General features: G+C 51.3%; 12 protein-coding genes, 1 tRNA gene and 2 pseudogenes. 5 read left to right on the top strand and 10 right to left on the bottom strand.

Annotated elements, in window-relative coordinates:
• Positions 1 to 24 precede the first annotated feature (24 nt).
• The 3 genes from dnaG (at position 25) to AACZ19_RS03545 (ending at position 4,286) form a co-directional block, all read left to right on the top strand.
• Entirely contained in the window at positions 25 to 1,914 is a 1,890-nt protein-coding gene (gene dnaG / locus AACZ19_RS03555; protein WP_339631190.1) for a DNA primase, read from the top strand.
• 67 nt (positions 1,915 to 1,981) lie between these two features.
• Positions 1,982 to 4,078 carry an RNA polymerase sigma factor RpoD gene (rpoD, locus tag AACZ19_RS03550; RefSeq protein ID WP_339631188.1) on the top strand — a complete coding sequence of 699 codons (2,097 nt, stop codon included), beginning with the start codon at positions 1,982 to 1,984 and terminating at the stop codon, positions 4,076 to 4,078.
• A gap of 131 nt (positions 4,079 to 4,209) precedes the next feature.
• Positions 4,210 to 4,286 (top strand) — tRNA-Ile (locus AACZ19_RS03545).
• Positions 4,287 to 4,915: 629 nt separating this feature from the next.
• On the opposite strand, the gene AACZ19_RS03540 is transcribed toward AACZ19_RS03545, so the two are convergent.
• From AACZ19_RS03540 to AACZ19_RS03510, 7 genes and pseudogenes are all read right to left on the bottom strand, one after another.
• The gene (locus AACZ19_RS03540) at positions 4,916 to 6,598 is read right to left on the bottom strand and encodes a recombinase family protein (RefSeq protein WP_339631187.1); all 1,683 of its coding nucleotides are present in this window, start codon (positions 6,596 to 6,598) and stop codon (positions 4,916 to 4,918) included.
• 9 nt (positions 6,599 to 6,607) lie between these two features.
• Positions 6,608 to 7,021 (bottom strand): DUF2924 domain-containing protein, encoded by a 414-nt coding sequence (locus AACZ19_RS03535; RefSeq protein ID WP_339631186.1) that lies wholly within the window; start codon positions 7,019 to 7,021, stop codon positions 6,608 to 6,610.
• A 4-nt stretch (positions 7,022 to 7,025) separates the two neighbouring features.
• The gene (locus tag AACZ19_RS03530) at positions 7,026 to 7,370 is read right to left on the bottom strand and encodes a DUF3489 domain-containing protein (RefSeq protein WP_339631184.1); all 345 of its coding nucleotides are present in this window, start codon (positions 7,368 to 7,370) and stop codon (positions 7,026 to 7,028) included.
• 158 nt (positions 7,371 to 7,528) lie between these two features.
• The gene (gene terL / locus AACZ19_RS03525; protein WP_339631183.1) at positions 7,529 to 9,019 is read right to left on the bottom strand and encodes a phage terminase large subunit; all 1,491 of its coding nucleotides are present in this window, start codon (positions 9,017 to 9,019) and stop codon (positions 7,529 to 7,531) included.
• Positions 9,009 to 9,404 carry a DUF5681 domain-containing protein gene (locus tag AACZ19_RS03520; RefSeq protein WP_339631182.1) on the bottom strand — a complete coding sequence of 132 codons (396 nt, stop codon included), beginning with the start codon at positions 9,402 to 9,404 and terminating at the stop codon, positions 9,009 to 9,011. The genes terL and AACZ19_RS03520 overlap by 11 nt, the downstream gene beginning before the upstream one ends.
• The gene (locus AACZ19_RS03515) at positions 9,397 to 10,839 is read right to left on the bottom strand and encodes a DNA methyltransferase (RefSeq protein ID WP_339631180.1); all 1,443 of its coding nucleotides are present in this window, start codon (positions 10,837 to 10,839) and stop codon (positions 9,397 to 9,399) included. The genes AACZ19_RS03520 and AACZ19_RS03515 overlap by 8 nt, the downstream gene beginning before the upstream one ends.
• Positions 10,840 to 11,128: 289 nt before the next feature.
• Positions 11,129 to 11,824 (bottom strand): annotated as a pseudogene (locus tag AACZ19_RS03510) (IS6 family transposase).
• 371 nt (positions 11,825 to 12,195) lie between these two features.
• Here AACZ19_RS03510 and AACZ19_RS03505 point away from each other — a divergent pair.
• Together AACZ19_RS03505 and AACZ19_RS03500 are read left to right on the top strand one after the other, a co-directional pair.
• Positions 12,196 to 12,477 (top strand): hypothetical protein, encoded by a 282-nt coding sequence (locus AACZ19_RS03505; protein ID WP_339631178.1) that lies wholly within the window; start codon positions 12,196 to 12,198, stop codon positions 12,475 to 12,477.
• Positions 12,478 to 13,527, top strand: coding sequence for a hypothetical protein (locus tag AACZ19_RS03500; RefSeq protein WP_339631176.1), 1,050 nt, complete (start codon positions 12,478 to 12,480; stop codon positions 13,525 to 13,527). It abuts the gene before it with no gap.
• A 264-nt stretch (positions 13,528 to 13,791) separates the two neighbouring features.
• Here AACZ19_RS03500 and AACZ19_RS03495 read toward each other — a convergent pair whose 3' ends face one another.
• From AACZ19_RS03495 to AACZ19_RS03485, 3 genes and pseudogenes are all read right to left on the bottom strand, one after another.
• A complete protein-coding gene (locus AACZ19_RS03495) occupies positions 13,792 to 16,299 on the bottom strand; it encodes a DEAD/DEAH box helicase family protein (protein ID WP_339631175.1) in 2,508 nt (835 codons plus the stop codon).
• On the bottom strand, positions 16,296 to 18,863 hold the full coding sequence (locus AACZ19_RS03490; protein WP_339631173.1) for a DNA methyltransferase: 2,568 nt from the start codon (positions 18,861 to 18,863) through the stop codon (positions 16,296 to 16,298). The genes AACZ19_RS03495 and AACZ19_RS03490 overlap by 4 nt, the downstream gene beginning before the upstream one ends.
• Positions 18,864 to 18,886: 23 nt before the next feature.
• Positions 18,887 to 19,044: pseudogene (locus AACZ19_RS03485) on the bottom strand (helix-turn-helix domain-containing protein).
• Positions 19,045 to 19,067 lie beyond the last annotated feature (23 nt).

The following is a 19,067-nucleotide window of genomic DNA, read 5'->3' as shown; positions in this document are numbered from 1 at the left end:
AAAATTATAAGGTTGGACGCAGGAATGGCCTTTCCGCCGCAATTCATGGAAGAGCTTAAAAGCCGCGTCGGCCTTGCGGAAGTGGTTGGGCGACGAACCAAGCTTACAAAAAAGGGCCGTGAATATTCCGGTCTCTGTCCCTTCCACAATGAGAAGACACCGTCCTTCACCGTAAATGAGGAGAAGGGTTTCTACCATTGTTTTGGCTGCGGCGCCAACGGTGACCTTATTGAGTTTGTCAAACAGACCGAGGGTGTTTCCTTTCCCGAAGCAGTTGAACGCTTGGCCGCAGTTGCCGGGCTGCCGATGCCGGTCGAGCGGCCTGAAGAGAAGGCGCGACAACAGCGCGCTGCGACCTTGCATGAGGCCATGGAGCTCGCCGGTAAATGGTTTACGGCGCAACTTGCCAGCCAGGCCGGAGCCGTGGCACGGCAATATCTCGGTCGCCGGCAGGTCTCCGAAGAAGCGGTTTCTTCCTTTCGTCTGGGCTTCGCGCCAAACAGTCGGACAGCTTTGAAAGAAGCGTTGATTGCACGCGGGGTAAGCGAAGGGACACTCATCGAAGGTGGGTTGATCATCAAGCCGGATGAGGGCCGGGAGAGCTATGACCGCTTCCGCGATCGCTTGATGTTTCCGATCACGGATCGCCGGGGTCGGATTATTGCGTTTGGCGGCCGGGCGCTGGGGGATGCGCCGGCAAAATATCTCAACTCGCCTGAGACCCCCCTGTTTCATAAGGGGCATGTGCTTTACAATATGGCCACTGCGCGCCAAAAGGCGTTTGATACCGGCACGGTTATCGTGGCCGAAGGATATATGGATGTTATTGCGCTCAGCGATGCGGGTTTCTCGCAATCCGTTGCGCCGCTCGGCACGGCTATTACGGAAGACCAGTTGCAGGTTTTATGGCAGATGGCCCCTGAACCAATCCTTTGTCTAGATGGGGATACGGCAGGCTGGCGCGCCGCGCTTCGGACTTCGGAGCGGGCATTGCCGTTGCTTAGACCAGGCTATTCTTTGCGATTTGCTCTGTTGCCGGAGGGCGTGGACCCTGATGATCTGATCCGGAAGGAAGGGGCCGGGGCCATGTCCCAGATTCTTGACAATGCCCAACCGCTTTCCGAAATACTCTGGCGTAAGGAAGTGGCGGACCGTCCGGTAGATACACCAGAACGAAAAGCGGCACTTGAAAAGGCGCTTTATAGCCTGTGTGATGAGATGCGCGATCCGGCTGTGCAGACCCACTATCGTGCTTTTTTCAAGGAACGCCTTTGGCAGGCGTTTCGGTCAAAAGGGCAAACGCCCCGGCAGGGGTCACGCGGCGCTGGCGAACGAAATCGATTCGCACGATTCGCGAATCAAGGAAGTGATTCGCGATTTTTACGCAAATCTTCCCATCGCACCGCTGTCGCACCCGCCGTTGGCCGGCGAGAAGAATTGATCCTTCTAACCGTGGTAAACCACCCGGAGATAATGGAAAATCACTATGACACGCTGGCGTCACTCCATCTCTCTAGTCCTCAACTTGACAGATTACGGCGTGCGATAATAGATATTGCGACAGTCGAATCATCCCTTGACTATACGGACATGGCGCACCATCTAGCTAAACGTAAATTGTCTGAGCAAGTAAAGGGGTTGCAAGGGCCGACAACCAAGTCATTGGACTGGTTCGTTGATCCCGCCGCGGCGTATGAAGATGCATTGAACGCGTGGCTGCATATTGTGGCTCGCCATAAGGTGGAGGCATTGCAAAAGGATCTGGAAGCAGCGGAGCGTCAACTCGGTGAAAATGCGACCACAGAAAATCTCGACCGACTTAAAATGGCAAAACAAGCACTGGATGCGGCGGCCGGGAACGAAGCCGATATTGAAGGCTTCGGGCTGGCGTCCGGGCGAAACAAGAGCGTTTAAACAGACTTAATCCAATATTTCCCGCGACGCGGGTCGTAACGATGGAAACCTTCAGGAGTTAAAATTTATGGCGACAAAAAGTGCGGAAGCCGTCGATACGTCGGATCAGAGCGATGAAAGCCCCGATAGCCCGCTAATTGATGCTTCCCAGGCAGCCGTCAAGAAGATGCTCGCGAAGGCGAAGGACAAGGGTTATGTGACCTTTGATGAGCTGAACGCCGTCCTTCCGCAAGATCAGATGTCGTCCGAACAGATTGAGGACACGATGTCTCTGTTGTCGGAAATGGGGATTAATGTTGTCGAAAATGACGAAGAAGGCAATGACGATGCCCCCGTCGATCAATCAGATGACAATGATGAAGATGGTGACGACGAAGTTGAAGAAAAGAAGGTAAAGGAAACACCGGAAAAACCAGCGTCGACCGCGGGTGACCGGACGGATGATCCTGTCCGGATGTATCTGCGCGAGATGGGCACGGTTGAGCTTTTGTCGCGCGAGGGTGAGATTGCCATTGCGAAACGGATTGAGGCCGGTCGTGGCAAGCTGATCGGGGCTATATGCGAAAGTCCGTTGACGATCCGCGCCATTCTGAACTGGCGTGAACTGATGCTTCAGGAAAAGCTGCTGCTGCGGGATGTTATCGATCTTGATGCCACCTATGGCGCGGGCGCGGCAGCGGAAAAGGCGCTTCAGGAAGGCTTTAGTGAAGACAGCGAGGATGACGAACTTCCCGCTGCTGGCCTTAGCGATGACGATGACGATGACGATGACGATGACGACGATTCAGACTCGGATTCCGAGGAAGATAAAGATGAGGATTCCGACGACGAAGAGGGTGAAGAAGGCCGTAGTCGTAAAGAAGATGATGACGATGACGACGACGCGGAAGACAACACAATGTCCCTCGCCGCGCTGGAAGAGACACTGAAACCGGAAGTGTTCGAACGTTTCGACGAAATTGCAAAGACATATAAGAAACTTCATAAAATGCAGGAACTGCGGCTGACGGCCGCGCTGGAAAATGAGGCTGTCTCGAATGCGCAGGAGAAGAAGTACGAAAAGCTGAAGCTTGAACTGGTCAAGCTGATGGATGATGTGCATTTGACAAACAACCGGATCGAGGCATTGGTTGACCAGCTATACGGTATCAATCGCCGCCTCATGAGCCTCGAAGGTAAACTGCTACGGCTCGCTGAACGGCACAAAGTCTCGCGCGCAAGTTTTCTCGAAAACTATTTCGGCAGCGAGCTGGACCCCGGCTGGGTTGACAAGATGGGCGTTATGAAAGCCAAGGGCTGGAAAGATTTTGTCGCCAACGAAAATGAAGGAATTGGCGAAATTCGGAGCGAGATTATCAAAATCAGTTCCGAGTTCGGCATGCCCATGAATGAATTCCGCCGGATTGTCAGCACGGTGCAGCAAGGGGAGCGTGAAGCGAGCCGGGCGAAAAAGGAAATGGTGGAGGCCAACCTCCGTCTCGTGATCTCGATTGCCAAGAAATATACGAACCGTGGCCTGCAATTCCTCGACCTTATTCAGGAGGGGAATATCGGCCTCATGAAGGCCGTGGATAAGTTCGAATATCGCCGGGGGTATAAATTTTCGACCTATGCGACATGGTGGATCCGTCAGGCCATCACACGGTCGATCGCGGATCAGGCGCGGACAATCCGCATTCCAGTGCATATGATTGAGACAATCAACAAGCTTGTCCGGACGTCGCGCCAGATGCTTCATGAGATTGGTCGCGAGCCCACACCTGAAGAGCTGGCGGTCAAGCTGGGTATGCCGCTTGAAAAAGTGCGCAAGGTCATGAAGATCGCGAAGGAACCGATCAGCCTTGAAACGCCGATCGGGGATGAGGAAGACAGCCACCTTGGCGATTTCATTCAGGACGAAAACGCAGTGCAGCCTTTGGATGCGGCAATTCAATCGAATTTACGTGAAACAACGACTCGTGTTCTGGCGTCGCTTACTCCGCGGGAGGAGCGCGTGTTGCGTATGCGGTTCGGCATCGGCATGAATACAGACCATACATTGGAAGAGGTGGGCCAGCAGTTCTCGGTCACCCGAGAGCGTATTCGCCAGATTGAAGCCAAGGCCCTCCGGAAGCTCAAGCATCCGAGCCGGTCGCGCAAACTGAGAAGTTTTCTCGATACCTGACCCATGCACAGCAAATGGGATAAAAATTGGCGGTAATTTAAATTCGCCAATTGCGTCCCTTTGTTGAACAGGCTAAATAGTCACGAATGAAAGGCCGTTCGCGTCCTTTTTTCGGTTGCGAAAAACAATTCGGGCCTGTAGCTCAGCTGGTTAGAGCCGTCCGCTCATAACGGACTGGTCGTAGGTTCAAGTCCTACCGGGCCCACCACTAACGCCTTGTTATCACAGGGTTTTTTTGAAATACGATGCAGTTGGATTGCTGCGAAATGGCGACCAGTTTGTGTCTCTAAAAACCCTGTGATAGCAATTCTCCCTGAATATTCGATAGATTTGACGAACTGGCAGAGACTGATCAAGGCCTCTGAGATTCACTTAATGAATTCAATGGGTTAAAAACGGTCTGGTTGCGGTTTTGTGTGTCGTACTGCCCACCACTAATACCTTGTTATTGCAGGGTTTTTAGAGATATGATGCGGTTGAGTTGTTGCGAAACGATGACCAGTTTATATCTCTAAAAACCCTGCAATAACAATTTTCCCTGAAATTCCGAAGTTTTTTACGAACTAGTAGGGACTACCCAAGACGTCTGTGATTCATTTAATGAATTCAAAGGGTTAAAAACCGGCTGGTTGCGAGTTCATGTGTTGTGCGCTCCACCACTCATTCAGAGGCGAACCTTGGTCCAATCGAGGTTCGCCCCTGAACCCCGCAGAACCGGGGGCTTCGGGATTATCCGCTGATCTCAGAGACGCTTGGAGTGGCTCCATGAGACCGCAAATCCCCCTTCGTCTCTACAGGCCACTTTCCGTGTCCAATCCATTGATATTTTTGATGGAGTCAGGCTGGATATCCGAGCTGCGTTCGCTGAGCTTTCCAGTCAAATGCGAGGGAGCGTAGGCGTTGAAGCCGCCTCACCGTCAAGGATTCCGGATGCCGGCCGGCCAATATGTCTTCAACGATTTCCGGCGACAAAAATGCCAGCGGAAGAACCCTGCTAATCTCGGTAACGAATACATGTTCACGAGAGGCAATTTCCTGAACAGACTTTGCCTCTCGTGAAGCCAATTGATCAAACCAATGCCTGGCCTTGGCAATCAAGCGACAGAGATCCGGATCAGGCTGACGGACTTTCATCGCGCCGGCAATAACCAACTTTGCCTCGACACCCTTACGCTGCAATTTAATGTCTATTTTGAGAGTGAGGACGTTGCGATCTTCGTTCTGGCCATCGAGCATTTTGATTTGCAATAGCCTGGCCAAAGCCTCTCGGCTCAGGTCAATAGAGATTGAATCTGATCTGAGCTCAACCCGATGGATGAACGCCTTTAACAAGCCCTTCCGTGAAACGGTATCGTCGCTCATGATCTTTTCGGCCAGCGCGATGGCCTGTTCGTTTATCACTTGCAAGTCAGGCAGGCTGTGGTCTTGGAGATGAAGGACGTCAATTAATCGGTTCTGATTGCAAAGCAGTTCCCGAACGGGATTGAGGATAGTCTCTTCAAGTGTCGACGCTGGCAGACGCCATCCACCGGCATCCGGTTCCTCATCCTGCGCCAACTGTTTCGAGATATAATAGCGATACCGCTTGCCCTGTTTGCTGGCCTGGGCTTGATAGAGCGGTTCTCCCGCTTCATCGAAGACCAGCCCCGTCAGCAGAAACGGCGCTTTCATATTTGTTGGCGAAGATCGCTCCCGGCGGTTACCGCTCATCATCTGCTGAACCTGATCCCAGGTTTCCTGATCGATGATGGCTTTATGCATCCCGGGCCAGGTATCTCCTTTATGCGAGATCAATCCAACATATAGCGGGTTTGACAGCAACCGATACAGATTGCCGCGCAATAGGGGCTTGCCGCCTGCAACAGATCCATCCTTTCGGATAATCCTCTTGGTCCTGATACCAAGGCGATCTGCCTCTGCTTTTAAAAGCCGGACCGTCCCGAGCTCGATATAAAGGTTAAACAGCTGTCGGACTATTGTCGCCTCCTTTTCATTGATCACCAGCTTGCGATCCACAACGTCATACCCGAGCGGCAGGTTGCCGCCCATCCACATGCCTTTCTTCTTGGAGGCAGCAATCTTGTCCCGGATGCGTTCTGCGGTCACTTCCCGTTCGAACTGGGCAAAGGAGAGAAGCACATTCAATGTCAGCCGGCCCATGGAGGAGGTGGTATTGAAGGCTTGCGTCACCGAGACAAAGGAAACATCATGTTGATCGAGTTTCTCTATGATCTTTGAGAAGTCAGCAAGCGACCGGGTGAGGCGGTCCACCTTATAGACAACAATGATATCCACCTCATGCCGCTCAACAGCCGCCAGCAGTTTTGTAAGGGCAGGGCGGTCCATGGTGCCGCCCGAGAAGCCGCCATCATCAAAAGCGGTTCGGACCAGTTTCCAGCCCTCATGACGCTGGCTCTTGATATAGGCTTCACAGGCCTCCCGCTGGGCCTGCAGGGAATTAAAATCCTGCTCCAACCCATCCTCGGTCGACTTGCGGGTATAGATGGCACAGCGTTGCATAGCAGTTCCTCACAGTCCGAAGAAACGCGGACCGGACCAGCGAGCTCCGGTAATGGTCCGGGCGATAGCAGATAACGACCGGTAGGATTTTCCTTCATAGACAAAGCCATTTTCTACAATGTCAACCATATGGGTTTTTCCCCGCCATTCCCGAACCAGTCGGCTACCGGTACCAGGCTTTAAAGCGACCGGTGCCCGTGAATTATTGGTGGTCGTCCCCGGTGGTGCAGGTACATATCGCCGAAGTTGGCGAAGGGTTGATTTCTTTAAACCACCAAAATCCTTTGCCTGACGGTTGTAGTGACAGGCATAGAGAAGAAGCCGGGTGCTCAGCCCTTTGGGCGGCGGTCCGCCATAAGCCTTGATCCAGGCGTCGATAAGGTTTTTCCGGGAAGGTTGGTCGTCCGTAGTTACGTTTGCCATCGCCTCAACCCTCAACGGCTTTATATATTGTCTTTCCAGAAGGGGTTCGAGAATGATCAATTCGCACGCCCTGTTTGCGTAACCCCGTCAGCGCAGCCCGGATACTATGGGCCTGCCATCCTGTCGCCTTCTGCAGATCCTGCATCCGCGCGCCTTTTGAACGTTTGAGAAGCCTGAGGATGATCTCCGGCTTTTTAGGTGGAGCCTTTATTGGCTTCCGTATTCGGGAAAAGGACGCCGGTTTGTCGGCCGCTTTGGCAGACCTTGTCATTGCTTGTGAAGATTCTGCCGTGTTGTCAGTGATTGCTTTGACTGTCTCTGCCTGTCGCTCTTTCTTTGTTGCTGTCATATTACCCTCCGTGATGTTGCTCCGGCCGATGCCGGAGCTTGCACTGAGGAAAGCCCGGCTCGAAACAGGGTCGAACGTCGGGCATGCGGTGAGGCGGGGTATAAAAGGAGCGTCACGGCATGATTACAGTGACGCTCTGTTCGTTCCGGAAGTCCAGTCTAAAATAGATTATCGAAAACACCTATTCCCGTGCGGGCAAAGTAGTTGTCTTGATAGATAATCTCATGTCCACCCATTGAGATTTGAGAGACTTTTACGTTCAGATCAGGAATGGGGGATTCCCTCGCCCAAAGCAGAAACTGCGTCATAGAGTCAACTTGATCCGCATACTTGCTTCCGGGAAAACTCAGTATTTCATGCTCAAAGGCTTGCAACCAGTCCGCCTTCTCCGGCAGGAATACCTTGCCGGCCTCGACGGTATTAGTGGTCATGGTGGCGCGACTTTCTTTATCTCCAGTCGGCTTTATTGGAATCACTTTCAGGTTTGTATGTTGCAGATTTTGATATACCTGAATACCACTTGAGGCATGCTCTACAAGCACGGCATTCGCATTACGAGCTTTCGCCAGCTCAACTATCGTTTTCAGCAGTTCCGGATATTCGAGCTTAAATCTTCGACAGTCCAGCAGGAAATATCTTCCGCCACGGATACCCCAGGTCGTGCAGCAGGAATAGGCGTTGTTCGGGCCGGTTCCGGCGGCGGTATCCCAACTGTCAACGATACTGTCAAACTTTTCCGAAGAGACGGCATTGGGATACCGGCGCAACCATTTTTTCTTGAATAAAGCACCACCCGGGGGTGCAGGGTTCTGTTGATACTGGGTTTCAAAAATATAACTTCCAACCGACTTTTTTATTCCCTCCAGAATTGCCAGGCTTTCCCGCTCTGCATGCAAGGGTTCTCCTGCTTTGCGCTCATACCACGCATCATCTCCGACTTGATATGAAATCGTTTCAATCTCAATTGCCGGAATATCGAGATAGCACCACTCATCTTCTTCCAATTCCAATAGGTGACCGATGAGATCATCGCAATGTACGCGTTGGGAGATGATGATTACGCAGCCGGTATTCTTGTTGTTCAAGCGGGTGAACGCGGTGTGATGGTACCAGTCGTTCACCTTCTTTCGTTCCGCCTCCGACATGGCTTCATTTGGTTTGATCGGATCATCGATAATCAGATAGTCACAACCAAACCCCGTGAGCGTGCCACCGACCGATGTCGTATAAATGCCTCCACCTTCGGTCGTAAAAATGCTTTTTTCCGTATTCTTCATCTTGCTGATCTTGAGCTTTGGAAACAGCTTTTTGATAAAGGGATCTTCCAGAAGCTTACGTCTCTTTGCGGAGAAGTCGGCGGCAAGCCCGTCAGAATAGCTCACGCAGATAATCTTCGCTTTTGGATTATTTCCCAAAATCCAGATCGGGAGGGCAATTGACGCGCAGAAGGATTTCAAATAGCGCGGGCCAATGGCAATCATCAACCTCTTTATATCGCGTGTAACACAGCCCTCCAAGAGGTAGGCCATGCAGTCAATATGCCAGTTCCCCATACATTGCTCACCTTCAAAAAGCTCAAACAACTTGAGGCAAAAATCTTTGAAGATGGTTCTGTAAATTGCGTAAACAGCTTGAATATCAGTCTTCATCGGAAGCCTCCGTAAATTCAGTTTTGGAAATAAATTTCTTTGCGTATGCATCTAGAACGGCTTTATCCGTTGCCGTCAGTTCTTGTTCGTCAGGTAATTCTCCTTCATCGGTCAAAAGTTTAATTGTCATGGTGAGTAAGGTATTTGAGGCGCGCAGGTCGCCCTGTACGGCTTTTACCGCCAGGCTTTTAAGCATCGCCCGTTGCTTGGATATCTTTTTTGCCTTGCCGCCCTCCTTAATCGTGATCATTTCCGCAAGCTCTTCCATCAGGTCCGTCTTGAGGTTCTTCGTGCCCTTCGGGCGGCCTTTCTTGTTGCCGGACTGACCGGGCTTGAACTGGTGCTTTTTGGGAGGCTTTTTATAACCGATATCTTCATCACTCATGGCTTTGCCCTCCTTCCGTCAAGAAAGTTGAAGGGGGTGGCAAGAGCTTGAGGCCTGAGCGGCCCTGGTCCTTGATCTGATCGAAGGTCAGTCCCAGCTCGGCATGAATGGCCTGTTGTCCCGTAAAATCCTGCCAACGCTTGATCGCAACATCCACATAATGGGGATCGAGCTCCATGCCCCGGCCTTTGCGGCCGGTTTTTTCGGCGGCAATGATCAGGGTGCCGCTTCCGAGGAACGGATCGAGGATAATGTCGCCGGGCGCCGAGCTATCGAGGATCGCATCGGCGATCATGGCAACGGGTTTGACCGTTGGGTGCAAATCGAGATTTTCCTGCCGGTCTGGCCCGAAGCTGTTTGCACCGGTATATTCCCAGACGTTTGTGCGATTACGGCCGTATTTTCCGAGCTGAATATTGTTGAGATGCGTTGCCGTTCCGTTTTTGCAGACGAGAACGAGCTCATGTTGCGACCGATAGAAAGAGCCCATTCCCCCATTGTTTTTGACCCAGACACAGAGGTTGAGTTGCTCTGTGTATAAACGATCACAAACGGCCTGTAGCTGCGATAAATGCCGCCAATCCATAAAAATGTAATGGACTGAGCCATCCTGGCTGGACTCGGTAAGATTGATAATTGCATCGGTTAAGAATTTGGTGAATTCTGTATCTGACATTTCACCAGATGCCATTATAAACTCTTTGTGGTCTCCTTTCTCCGAAACCCTTATATGGCCCTTTACTTTCACATTGTAGGGAGGGTCTGTAATCACCTGCCGGGCAAATTCGTCGCCCAACAGATGCAGGTAACATGCTTCGTTGAGGGCATCTCCGCAAAGTACCCTGTGGCCCCCGCAAAGCCATAAGTCGCCGAGCTGGGAAACGGGAGGGTTTTTTAGATCGGGCTGCGGAATCTCATCATCTTGTGTATTGTCAGCGGAATGCTCTACGGTTTCAAAAGTGAAATCAATCTCCGGAATATCAAATCCTGTTGACTCCAAGTCGATGCCGGCCTCAAGGAATTCCGCAAATTCAATTTTGAGACGTTCGCGATTCCACAACGCTTCTTCGGATAAGCGATTGTCTAAGAGGCGAAAGCCCTTGACCTGAAATGGCGTCAAGTGATCTGCAAAAATGACAGGTAGTTTCTTAAGGCAGAGTTCGAGGGCAGCAAGCACTCTTGCATGTCCCGAAATAATCGTACCATCTCTGTCTGCCAGGACCGGGATGATAAACCCGTACTCGCGGATACTTCTTTTGAGCTTCCGGATTTGCTTATTAGAGTGTTTGCGCGGGTTATTTTGGTAAGGCCTTAGCTCATCAATCGACACGTGCTCTATCCAAATTGAGACGTGCAGATTGTTTCCAACGACTTGATTGTGGAGCTTGCTTGTCACAACAGCTTGTGACTTAGCTAATTTTTTACTTCTAGCCATAATGGCCTCCATTCCCGTGCATTTCATAATGCTGGCGATAGAGGCCGGGGCTCCAACGTCAGCGGTTAAACCGCTTCCATCGTCAGGGCCCTCCTTGGCTCAGATGTAGCTTGCACACAATATGAGGTGTGAATGGGGAAAATCTTCTACTAATTCTTTGGTCTCTGTCAACGAAAAAATAATGAAAGTGTGTTTTTGGAGGGGTTTGGTTGGGAGCTCTCTATCATATCTTTTCGGGGCGTTGTCACATTAACTTGCGATAGTCGCGGTGAACCCTCAGTGGATATATTTAGGCAGCCTTGCTTGTAGTTGCCCAAACGCTGAATGCTTCAGCACGCCTTTGCTTTAAATGAGATCGGTTTATAAGGTGACGTTGAAGGTAGAAGCTATTGTAAGTCGCTGAATGAATATTGAGAAATTTTTGAGTGGATCCCGATGACTTAAACTTTTGCATTTTTCGCTCTCTTTGACGGACCGGAAGATGAGAGTTTTCCGCTCGATTATTTGATCGTTTGTTGTCAATATGCTCGGCGCTCAGGCCCAGAGTTCGAAATGCTTTATGATATGATTTCAGCTTATCTGTGACGATTTGCGTTGGCGCAAAGCCTTGCTTCTTCAGTAATTTCCGCATTATTTTCAAAGCAGCTTTGGTGTTTCGCCTGGATTGTACGAGGAAATCCAGGACTTCGCCTTCACTATCGACGGCACGCCACAGGAAATACCGTCTTCCTCGAATAACGACGACCATTTCATCTAAATGCCAAATATCATTGGGAGTAGGGCGGGAAGATCTCAGATTTCGCGCAATAGGAGCACCGAATTTCTAAAACCAGCGCCTTACTGTTTCGTAGGAGATATCTAAACCTCTTTCTGCGAGCAGATCCTCAACATCTCGATAGCTCAGCGAAAATCGGGCATACAGCCAAACTGCATGTTGAATGATGTCAGAGGGAAAGCGATGCCGAGAATAGGAGATCTTTTGCATCAGTGGAGATTAGATCATCATCAATTTCCTTGCCACAAAGTTAATGTGACAAAGCCAGGAAATGTCCCGCGAGTAACGACATATCTACACCTCAAGAAATATAAGCTTTGTGGAAGTAAACGGGTGTGCAATTTTCAGATCATATCTCCGAAAGGCACACCAGAGGCACATGAAATTTAAAAATACAATAATATCAATTACTTAAATCGGCAATATTCAGGCTCATAACCTGAAGGTCGTAGGTTCAAATCCTACCCTCGCAACCAACTAAATCAATGACTTAGTCGCGATTTTGACAGGCCCCACTGGGGCCTGTTATCGTTTCAAATGTGTTACACACTTTCACACATTTTGAGACGCGACGAAGAATCATGAAGAGCCACACGATATTTGGCGGCAAAGTCCACCTCTATAAGCGCGATAACAGCCGATTTTGGCAGTGCTCCTCCTACCTCGCTGGTCGAAACTGGCGAACTTCGACCAAGCAAGAGAGCCTTCAACTCGCCAAGGATTTTGCCGAGGACTGGTATCTGACCCTCAGAGACAAGGGCCGTCACGGCGAGCTGCCGACCGGCAAGTCCTTCGCCCAGGCCGCGAAGGCGTTTGAGGAAGAGTATGAAGCCATCACACGGGGCCGCCGCAGCCCGAAATAGGTGCAAGGCCACAAGGACCAAATTCGACTCCATCTCATGCCGTATTTCGGCAAGATGTCCGTCACCAAGATAACCTCCGGCGCGGTTCAGAAATACCGCGTCCATCGCATGACGGAGCCGAAGCGCGACGACAAAGCCGATCAGACAAACAACAGCGCCAAGGGTAAAGGTAACCGCAAGGGCAAGGTGAAACAGAACAACCCGGAGCCGAAGCCCTGGAAGGCACCTGCCCGCAACACCATCCACAATGAAATCGTCACCTTGAGCATGGTGCTCAAGACGGCCCAGCGTCACGGCTGGCTGGAGAACCTGCCCGACCTCTCCGATCCATACCGGAGACGAAGCAAGGTCGAGCGCCGGCCTTGGTTCACGCCGAACGAATATGAGCAACTCTACAAGGCGACGCGTGCCAACGCCGCCAACCCGAAAAACCCACGCTTCAAATGGCATGCCGAGCAACTGCACGACTTCGTACTGTTGATGGCGAACACTGGACTCCGCCCCGACGAGGTGAAGCACCTCGAATTCCGCGACGTGGTTATCGTCGATGACGATTTCTCCGGGGATCGCATTCTAGAAATCGAGGTGCGCGGCAAGCGCGGCGTCGGCTACTGCAAATCCATGCCCGGCGCGGTGCGCCTGTTCGAGCGCCTGCGTGACCGGGAGCGGCCCGTCGCCGACAATCCAAACAATGACTCAGGGGAACCTAAGCTGGAAAAACCGAAGCCCACGGACCGGCTCTTCCCGAACGAATTCAAGAAGATGTTCAACGGCATCCTCAATGAGCCCAAACTGAAGTTTGACCGCAACGGCAAACCTCGCACGGCTTATAGCCTGCGCCACAGCTACATATGCTTCCGCCTTCTCGAAGACGCTGACATCTATCAGGTTGCCAAGAACTGCCGGACCAGCGTCGAGATGATCGAGAAGCACTATGCGGCACACCTCAAGGATATGATCGACACATCCTTGGTCAATGTCCGGCGCGACAGGCCGAAGCGCAAAGACAAATCCACCAAGGGCGATTCCGGCCAGAGGCCGGAGGCTTGATCCAACCCGTCAGGTTCAGAGAGCAGTCTCAGGAGCCGTCAGGTCCAGCTCGGTGAGCGTCAATGGACCTGGACGGGTATATAGGCCGCCGCTTGAAGGTCGTCCGGCAGCGGACGATTGCGGTGCGCCGTCTGTCAGGCTGAGAGGGAAGCCGTTCAGCCGTCCGAGCCAGCCCGTTGGGCGTCAGGGGTTCGGGACAATATCCATTAAAAGGCAATGGCTACACGTAATATTTTCTGCTCTTCCGAGTTCGTATTATGAGGCTTACGCAAACTCGTCAAAGAGTGCATCCAACTGTGTATTCTTATCCAGAACGCGCAAACGATCTCTAATCTCGCTCCGGTGAAGGTCTAACCTTATGAACTTGTCCCCAGCCCCACCACGGATTAATTGAACGCGACCAAACACATCGCCATGTTTCTCAGCGAAGTCAGCGAGCCCTTTGGCTTTAGCCATATTGTCGTTTAGCGAAGGATTATGCGGCTCAAGAATGTCAAAAATGAAGTCGCCATCAACTTCTCGCACGATTAACAGATCAGGGAACATGGGCTTGGCGATCCCTCCCTGGCTGTAGGGAATTTCAAGAGACCAGGGTTTTCGCTCTAAATTCCGCAGCCATGCAACGGTCTTGCTCCTGGCAAGTTCTTCGGCCAATACCCCCGCTTCCCATGTTCCCAAATCCACCCGAAATTCTCCGTCATCTTCCGTAAACAAGTGACGGTCCCAGACGGGTTCTTTGGGATCTCGCCGGAAGTCAATTGTGTCCTGGAGCTGCCAGGAAATTGCCTCTGGCGTAGTCGAGGCAGAACGAAGGCGCTCATAGGCCATCCGACTTTGCTCATGCAGCTTGCCAATGGCGGCGCGGTTGTCATCGTATAGAGTATTAAAAGCCTTCTTCGACCGTCGTTCCAATTCTGTCATCGAAGCCCCGTCCCTGCTTGCGACGATAACCTCTAGCTTGACCTCCAGCGGATCACGTTCTGCGTGGGCTTTCCAATAGCTCTGGTGAAGACCATTTCCTAAAGCACGACCAGCCTCTTGGTACTGGCGGTCAATATCGAGATCAGAAACATCAATTTCATAGTCCTCTTGACTCTCCGCCACCCCAGTTACGCTTTCAACTGCGAGGGTATTCAGCGCCAAACGGGTAAGGGTCTTTTGGTCGACGTCGAACTGACCGGACTTTTTTAGCCTCGTAACCCCATCTCCAATCCATGCGACCGCATCGGATTTCGCCTTCTCCCATGCACTATCGTCAATGCCATCGATAGTCAGCCGCTGTGCAATTCCCTGATACCGGCGCAGGTCACTCTGCGCGCGGTGAGCATTCACCCTGTAAGTGACCAGCTCCGACATTGCGGCAAATATATTTTCGGTTCCCGCTCTTCGATTGAGCACAACAAGTTCGCGGGCATCTGCGGCTTCGGCGGGCGGGATGTCTTCGCTAGTTTGAAGGGCGGTAATGACATCTTTAACCGCCTTACTGTCGAAATGCGGGAGAAAAAGATGCACGTCGTTTAACTCGGCACGCCGCTCAATCCGCCGGGCGAGAGGCGTTCGCACCATTCTGCCAAGAAGCTGAGCGATATAGGTATGATCTTCAGCTCGCCGGAACGACATCATCACTTCCGCGCGAGGACAATCCCAGCCAGTAGAGAGAGCCATCTTGAAAAGAACCACCGACAATTCAGGGTCCTCTTCGATTCTGGATGGTTCAATGTAGAGTAGCTCGCGTTCAGCCGCCTTGACTCCAACTTTATCCATGAAGGAGTGGGCAATTTCGCTGTCTTTCAGTGAGCGACCTAAAACGTCCTCTATTACCTTTACGACTGCGCCTAGGTTCGTCTTAGTGAGGATGCTGCCGCTCCCATCTTCAACTTGAATCACCAGGATTGGCCTTACGTTCCGTTCGCCTTCTTCCCGGCAGTATGTTTCCCAGTTTTTTGATATCTCTATCCAACGACGTGTGGCCTCCGCAACCAGACCTAGTTCCGCTTTGGTCGCTACATCGGGGTGGTGGATCAGAATACGCTCTTTCAATAACCCAGATTCTCGCACGTCCTCTGGCGGCACAGTAACGCGCGATATCGTATGGTTGGTATCGGCCAGAAGATCGTTGAAACGTTTCGGCGTGGCTGAAACGCCTATAATCAGTGGCATCCTGACCAGGCCGTTTTCTACATCCCCTTTGATAAATTTTTGAACGATCGATTGCGCCGCAGACCTGCCCCGCCCGTTTGACATGCCCCGGTGCGCTTCGTCGATCACCACATAAAAGCGATCCGGAATGGCACGAGCCGTGTTCGTAAGTGTCCGCCAGAGTGACCAGGTGCGCTTATCCCCCTCACGCGTCAGCAGTTTGTCGGTCGCGAGTTTCTGCGTATTGATAAAATAGATGCGTCCACCTTGAAGGCGTTCTTCATCGAAACTGGCATCAACGGTCACAAGTTGGCCGACGCGAAAAACCTTGTCGGATTGCCTTTCGATTTTCCGCCGAGTTTGTTCGTTCAGTTCCGGCATATCGGATAGCCATAGGATAACGGCGTTTTGCTGCGGCTCCCACTCATGTGGCAACCAATCCAACTGCGCATCTGGAGAATCTAGGATGGCTTCGAAGAGAGCCGTCATGATGACCGTTTTCCCGCTACCCGTGGGTGCGGAAAGCGTAATTGCCTGAGGATTCTCAGATGATGCATCTCGACGGGCCGTCAACAAGCGCGTCCGCAAATTGGACAGCGCGTCTTTCTGGAAATCGAACAGAGAAATTTTCATGCCTCATCCCCCCGTGCCATCGAGGCATTATCGTTCCGTGTGTTAATGACAAAATTGGCCAGGTAATCTCGGTAGAGTTGCACGAACTTCAATTCCTGATTTTCCGTGGTCAAAAGGGATCTGAGTTCGTCCGACAAAGCGCGGTACGCTTCTTCCGAGTCAGTCACAATAAAGATGTACGCTAGATCTTTTTGCCCCTTCAGAGATTTCATAAAGTCCTTGATGCGAGCTTCGTGAATGAGCACTGCGAAATTTGTACCGTCTTGCACGAACCAGTCAGGCAATGGACCAGAAGGCAATTCAGGCCTCGCGCCGATTGCTCCTGCCTTAAGCCATAAAAGTGGGAGCACCTCACGTAAAGCCGCGCCCAGCTCAACCCGGTTTTTGTCGAGGAAATCGAGCTTGAAATAGGCCAGGTTAGCGGCAAAGCCTTCGGCCATAGGGCGTTTTTCTTCGTCTTGAATAATCTGAGGCCCAAGCAGATCCTCGACCCTGCTCCTGATCTCTTTGAATTGCTTGACCGTATCAGCCACGATAAAAAAATCGGTTGCTTGGTTTTCCTCACCAAGTTCGGCTAGCCAATCGTCCGCGGCGTCCGGATCAAACAGTACCGCGGTTTTGTAGTCCTCACTAGCAATGTAACGGCAGCCGACAGTCACAGAATTTTGCGGCAGTCCGTCGATCAATGCGACAAGCGACTTTTGTCTCGCTATGATCTCTTTGCCTGACTTGGCGTGAGCTTTTTCGTCCAGCCCTCCTGGTATTCTGAAGTCTTCCGCCGTAACGAACGCTAGATGTCGGAACCTGCGTGACTTCTCACGTTCGACCATTCGACCTGTGATGTAATCACCTGGAAGAGCTGTGCCGTCATCACGATAACCAAGAATGGTAAACTTGGACCGAGGCCAGGTCACTGATTTGCAAATGCCCTTGGACTCCCATTCTGGGTCGCCGGGCTGGTGGCCTTGTTCGGCCAGCGCTTGGGCTTCATCTGCCGCCACCTCATTGTTGGTGACGAGAATGCATTGGCGTCGTCCACCGTCCGTGGCATTTAGTAGGTTGACGGCATTGAGCGTTGTCCCGCTTCCAGCGAAAAAATCTACGACAAGTGCCTCTGAATTATCTCTAACAACTGAAGCTATGGCGTCTCGGGTAGAGTAAATCGATTTTGGAAATGTGAAAGCGGCACCTTCTCCAAGTATCCCACGCAAAATACTCGAACCATAAATACCGGAGTCGTGTATTCCTCTATTCCAAACAGTTTTTATATTTCTGAGTCTCGCGTCCAATGATGAATATTCAATATTCACCGATCCTGTTATTTCATTTTTTCCGGTTATTATAATTTCTCCGTTGTCTATTCTGGACCGTGTCCCGCGGTTCAGATACTGAATAGTCCAAGTCTTTCTTTTCTTGTCATACCCGCCTAAACGTACAAATCCTTTTTCTATTAATGCCTTGAAGCTAGTCGGCCCCACTTGCCAATTGCCAAATGAACCGTCTCTGCGCACGGGCCATGCCACACTGGGATCATCCAGCGACGCCTGATCCGGAACCTGATCAAGTGGAAGCGGCTCTCCTACATCAAGTATTCGTTTCGTTTCTGGGTCCACAAATACCGGATAAAATAATAAGTGGCGATCTTCTCGGCGCGAATTAGAGCCACCCCGAAGCAACCATTCCCAGCGGGGCGTTTGAAATCTCTTTTCATTGGTTCTGTCTACCGAAAGAAGATCATCATGATGGGCTTTTAGAGAAGCGTCTGGCATAAATACATACATCGCATATTCTTCTACTCTTGCCAGTCTACCTTGCGAAACTCCCTTAGCATTGATAACGATAGTTGCCATCTGAACGGCACACTCAGGGAATATGTCTTCGAGTAAATTACCGAGGTGATGCACTTCGTGCTCATCAATGGTGCAGATTAATACGCCTGTATCTGGCTTCAGAAGGCTTTTGGCGAGACGCAGTCTCTTTTCCATGAAGGAAAGCCATTTGCTGTGCCGCCAGCCATCGTTTCCGTCCACATAATCGTTGTTGTATTTCCAATCACGAGCACCAGTATTGTAGGGTGGATCGATATAGATGCAGTCCACCTTGCCCGCATAGAGGTATTCTAGAAGCTGCAAAGCGTGGTAATTGTCGGCCTCGATCAAGGCATGCCACGGTGCATCAGTTGGGCCATTTTGCACAACATCTACCGGGGTCAACGCTGGAAAAATGGGTTCTCCGAATTGTTTAACGACAATTAAGTCCGACAAGGCCTTATATGTTTTTTCGCGCGATTGCGCTTGTTCATCAATCGTGCCGGATGGAACCAAAAAAGCATTCGCCGCTTTAATGTGTCGCACTTGCCACGTTTCAGAGAGTGCTCCTCCTCGAAGAGCGACCAAATCGCCCCGTTTCGGTTTGGCGTCGTATATCGGTACTAGCTCCGGAAGGTGCCGTTCATATACCAAACCAAATTTCTTCTTTCGCGTCGCCGCATCCCATTCTTCTTCGATGCGGTCGCGCAGTTTTGGATCGGCGATCTGACGCACTAAATCATGTATGGCAGCCATAAGAGCTCTTCTCCCTAGCCGCGCTATTGCGACCTTCGTTTATTCCATGCCTCAATTTCTTCCCGCTTGAAACGCCATGAGCCGCCGACCTTAAAGCCGGGGATTTTTCGTGCGCCGACCAAGCGGTAGGCCGTCTTTTCCTTGATCTTTTGAGGTACGCCACAACCTCTTTGATGGTCATGATTTCGTCTGGCACATGATCTC

It is taken from the genome of uncultured Sneathiella sp., from assembly GCF_963973085.1.
Lineage (GTDB): Bacteria > Pseudomonadota > Alphaproteobacteria > Sneathiellales > Sneathiellaceae > Sneathiella.
This window is presented reverse-complemented; position numbering and strand designations above follow the sequence as displayed.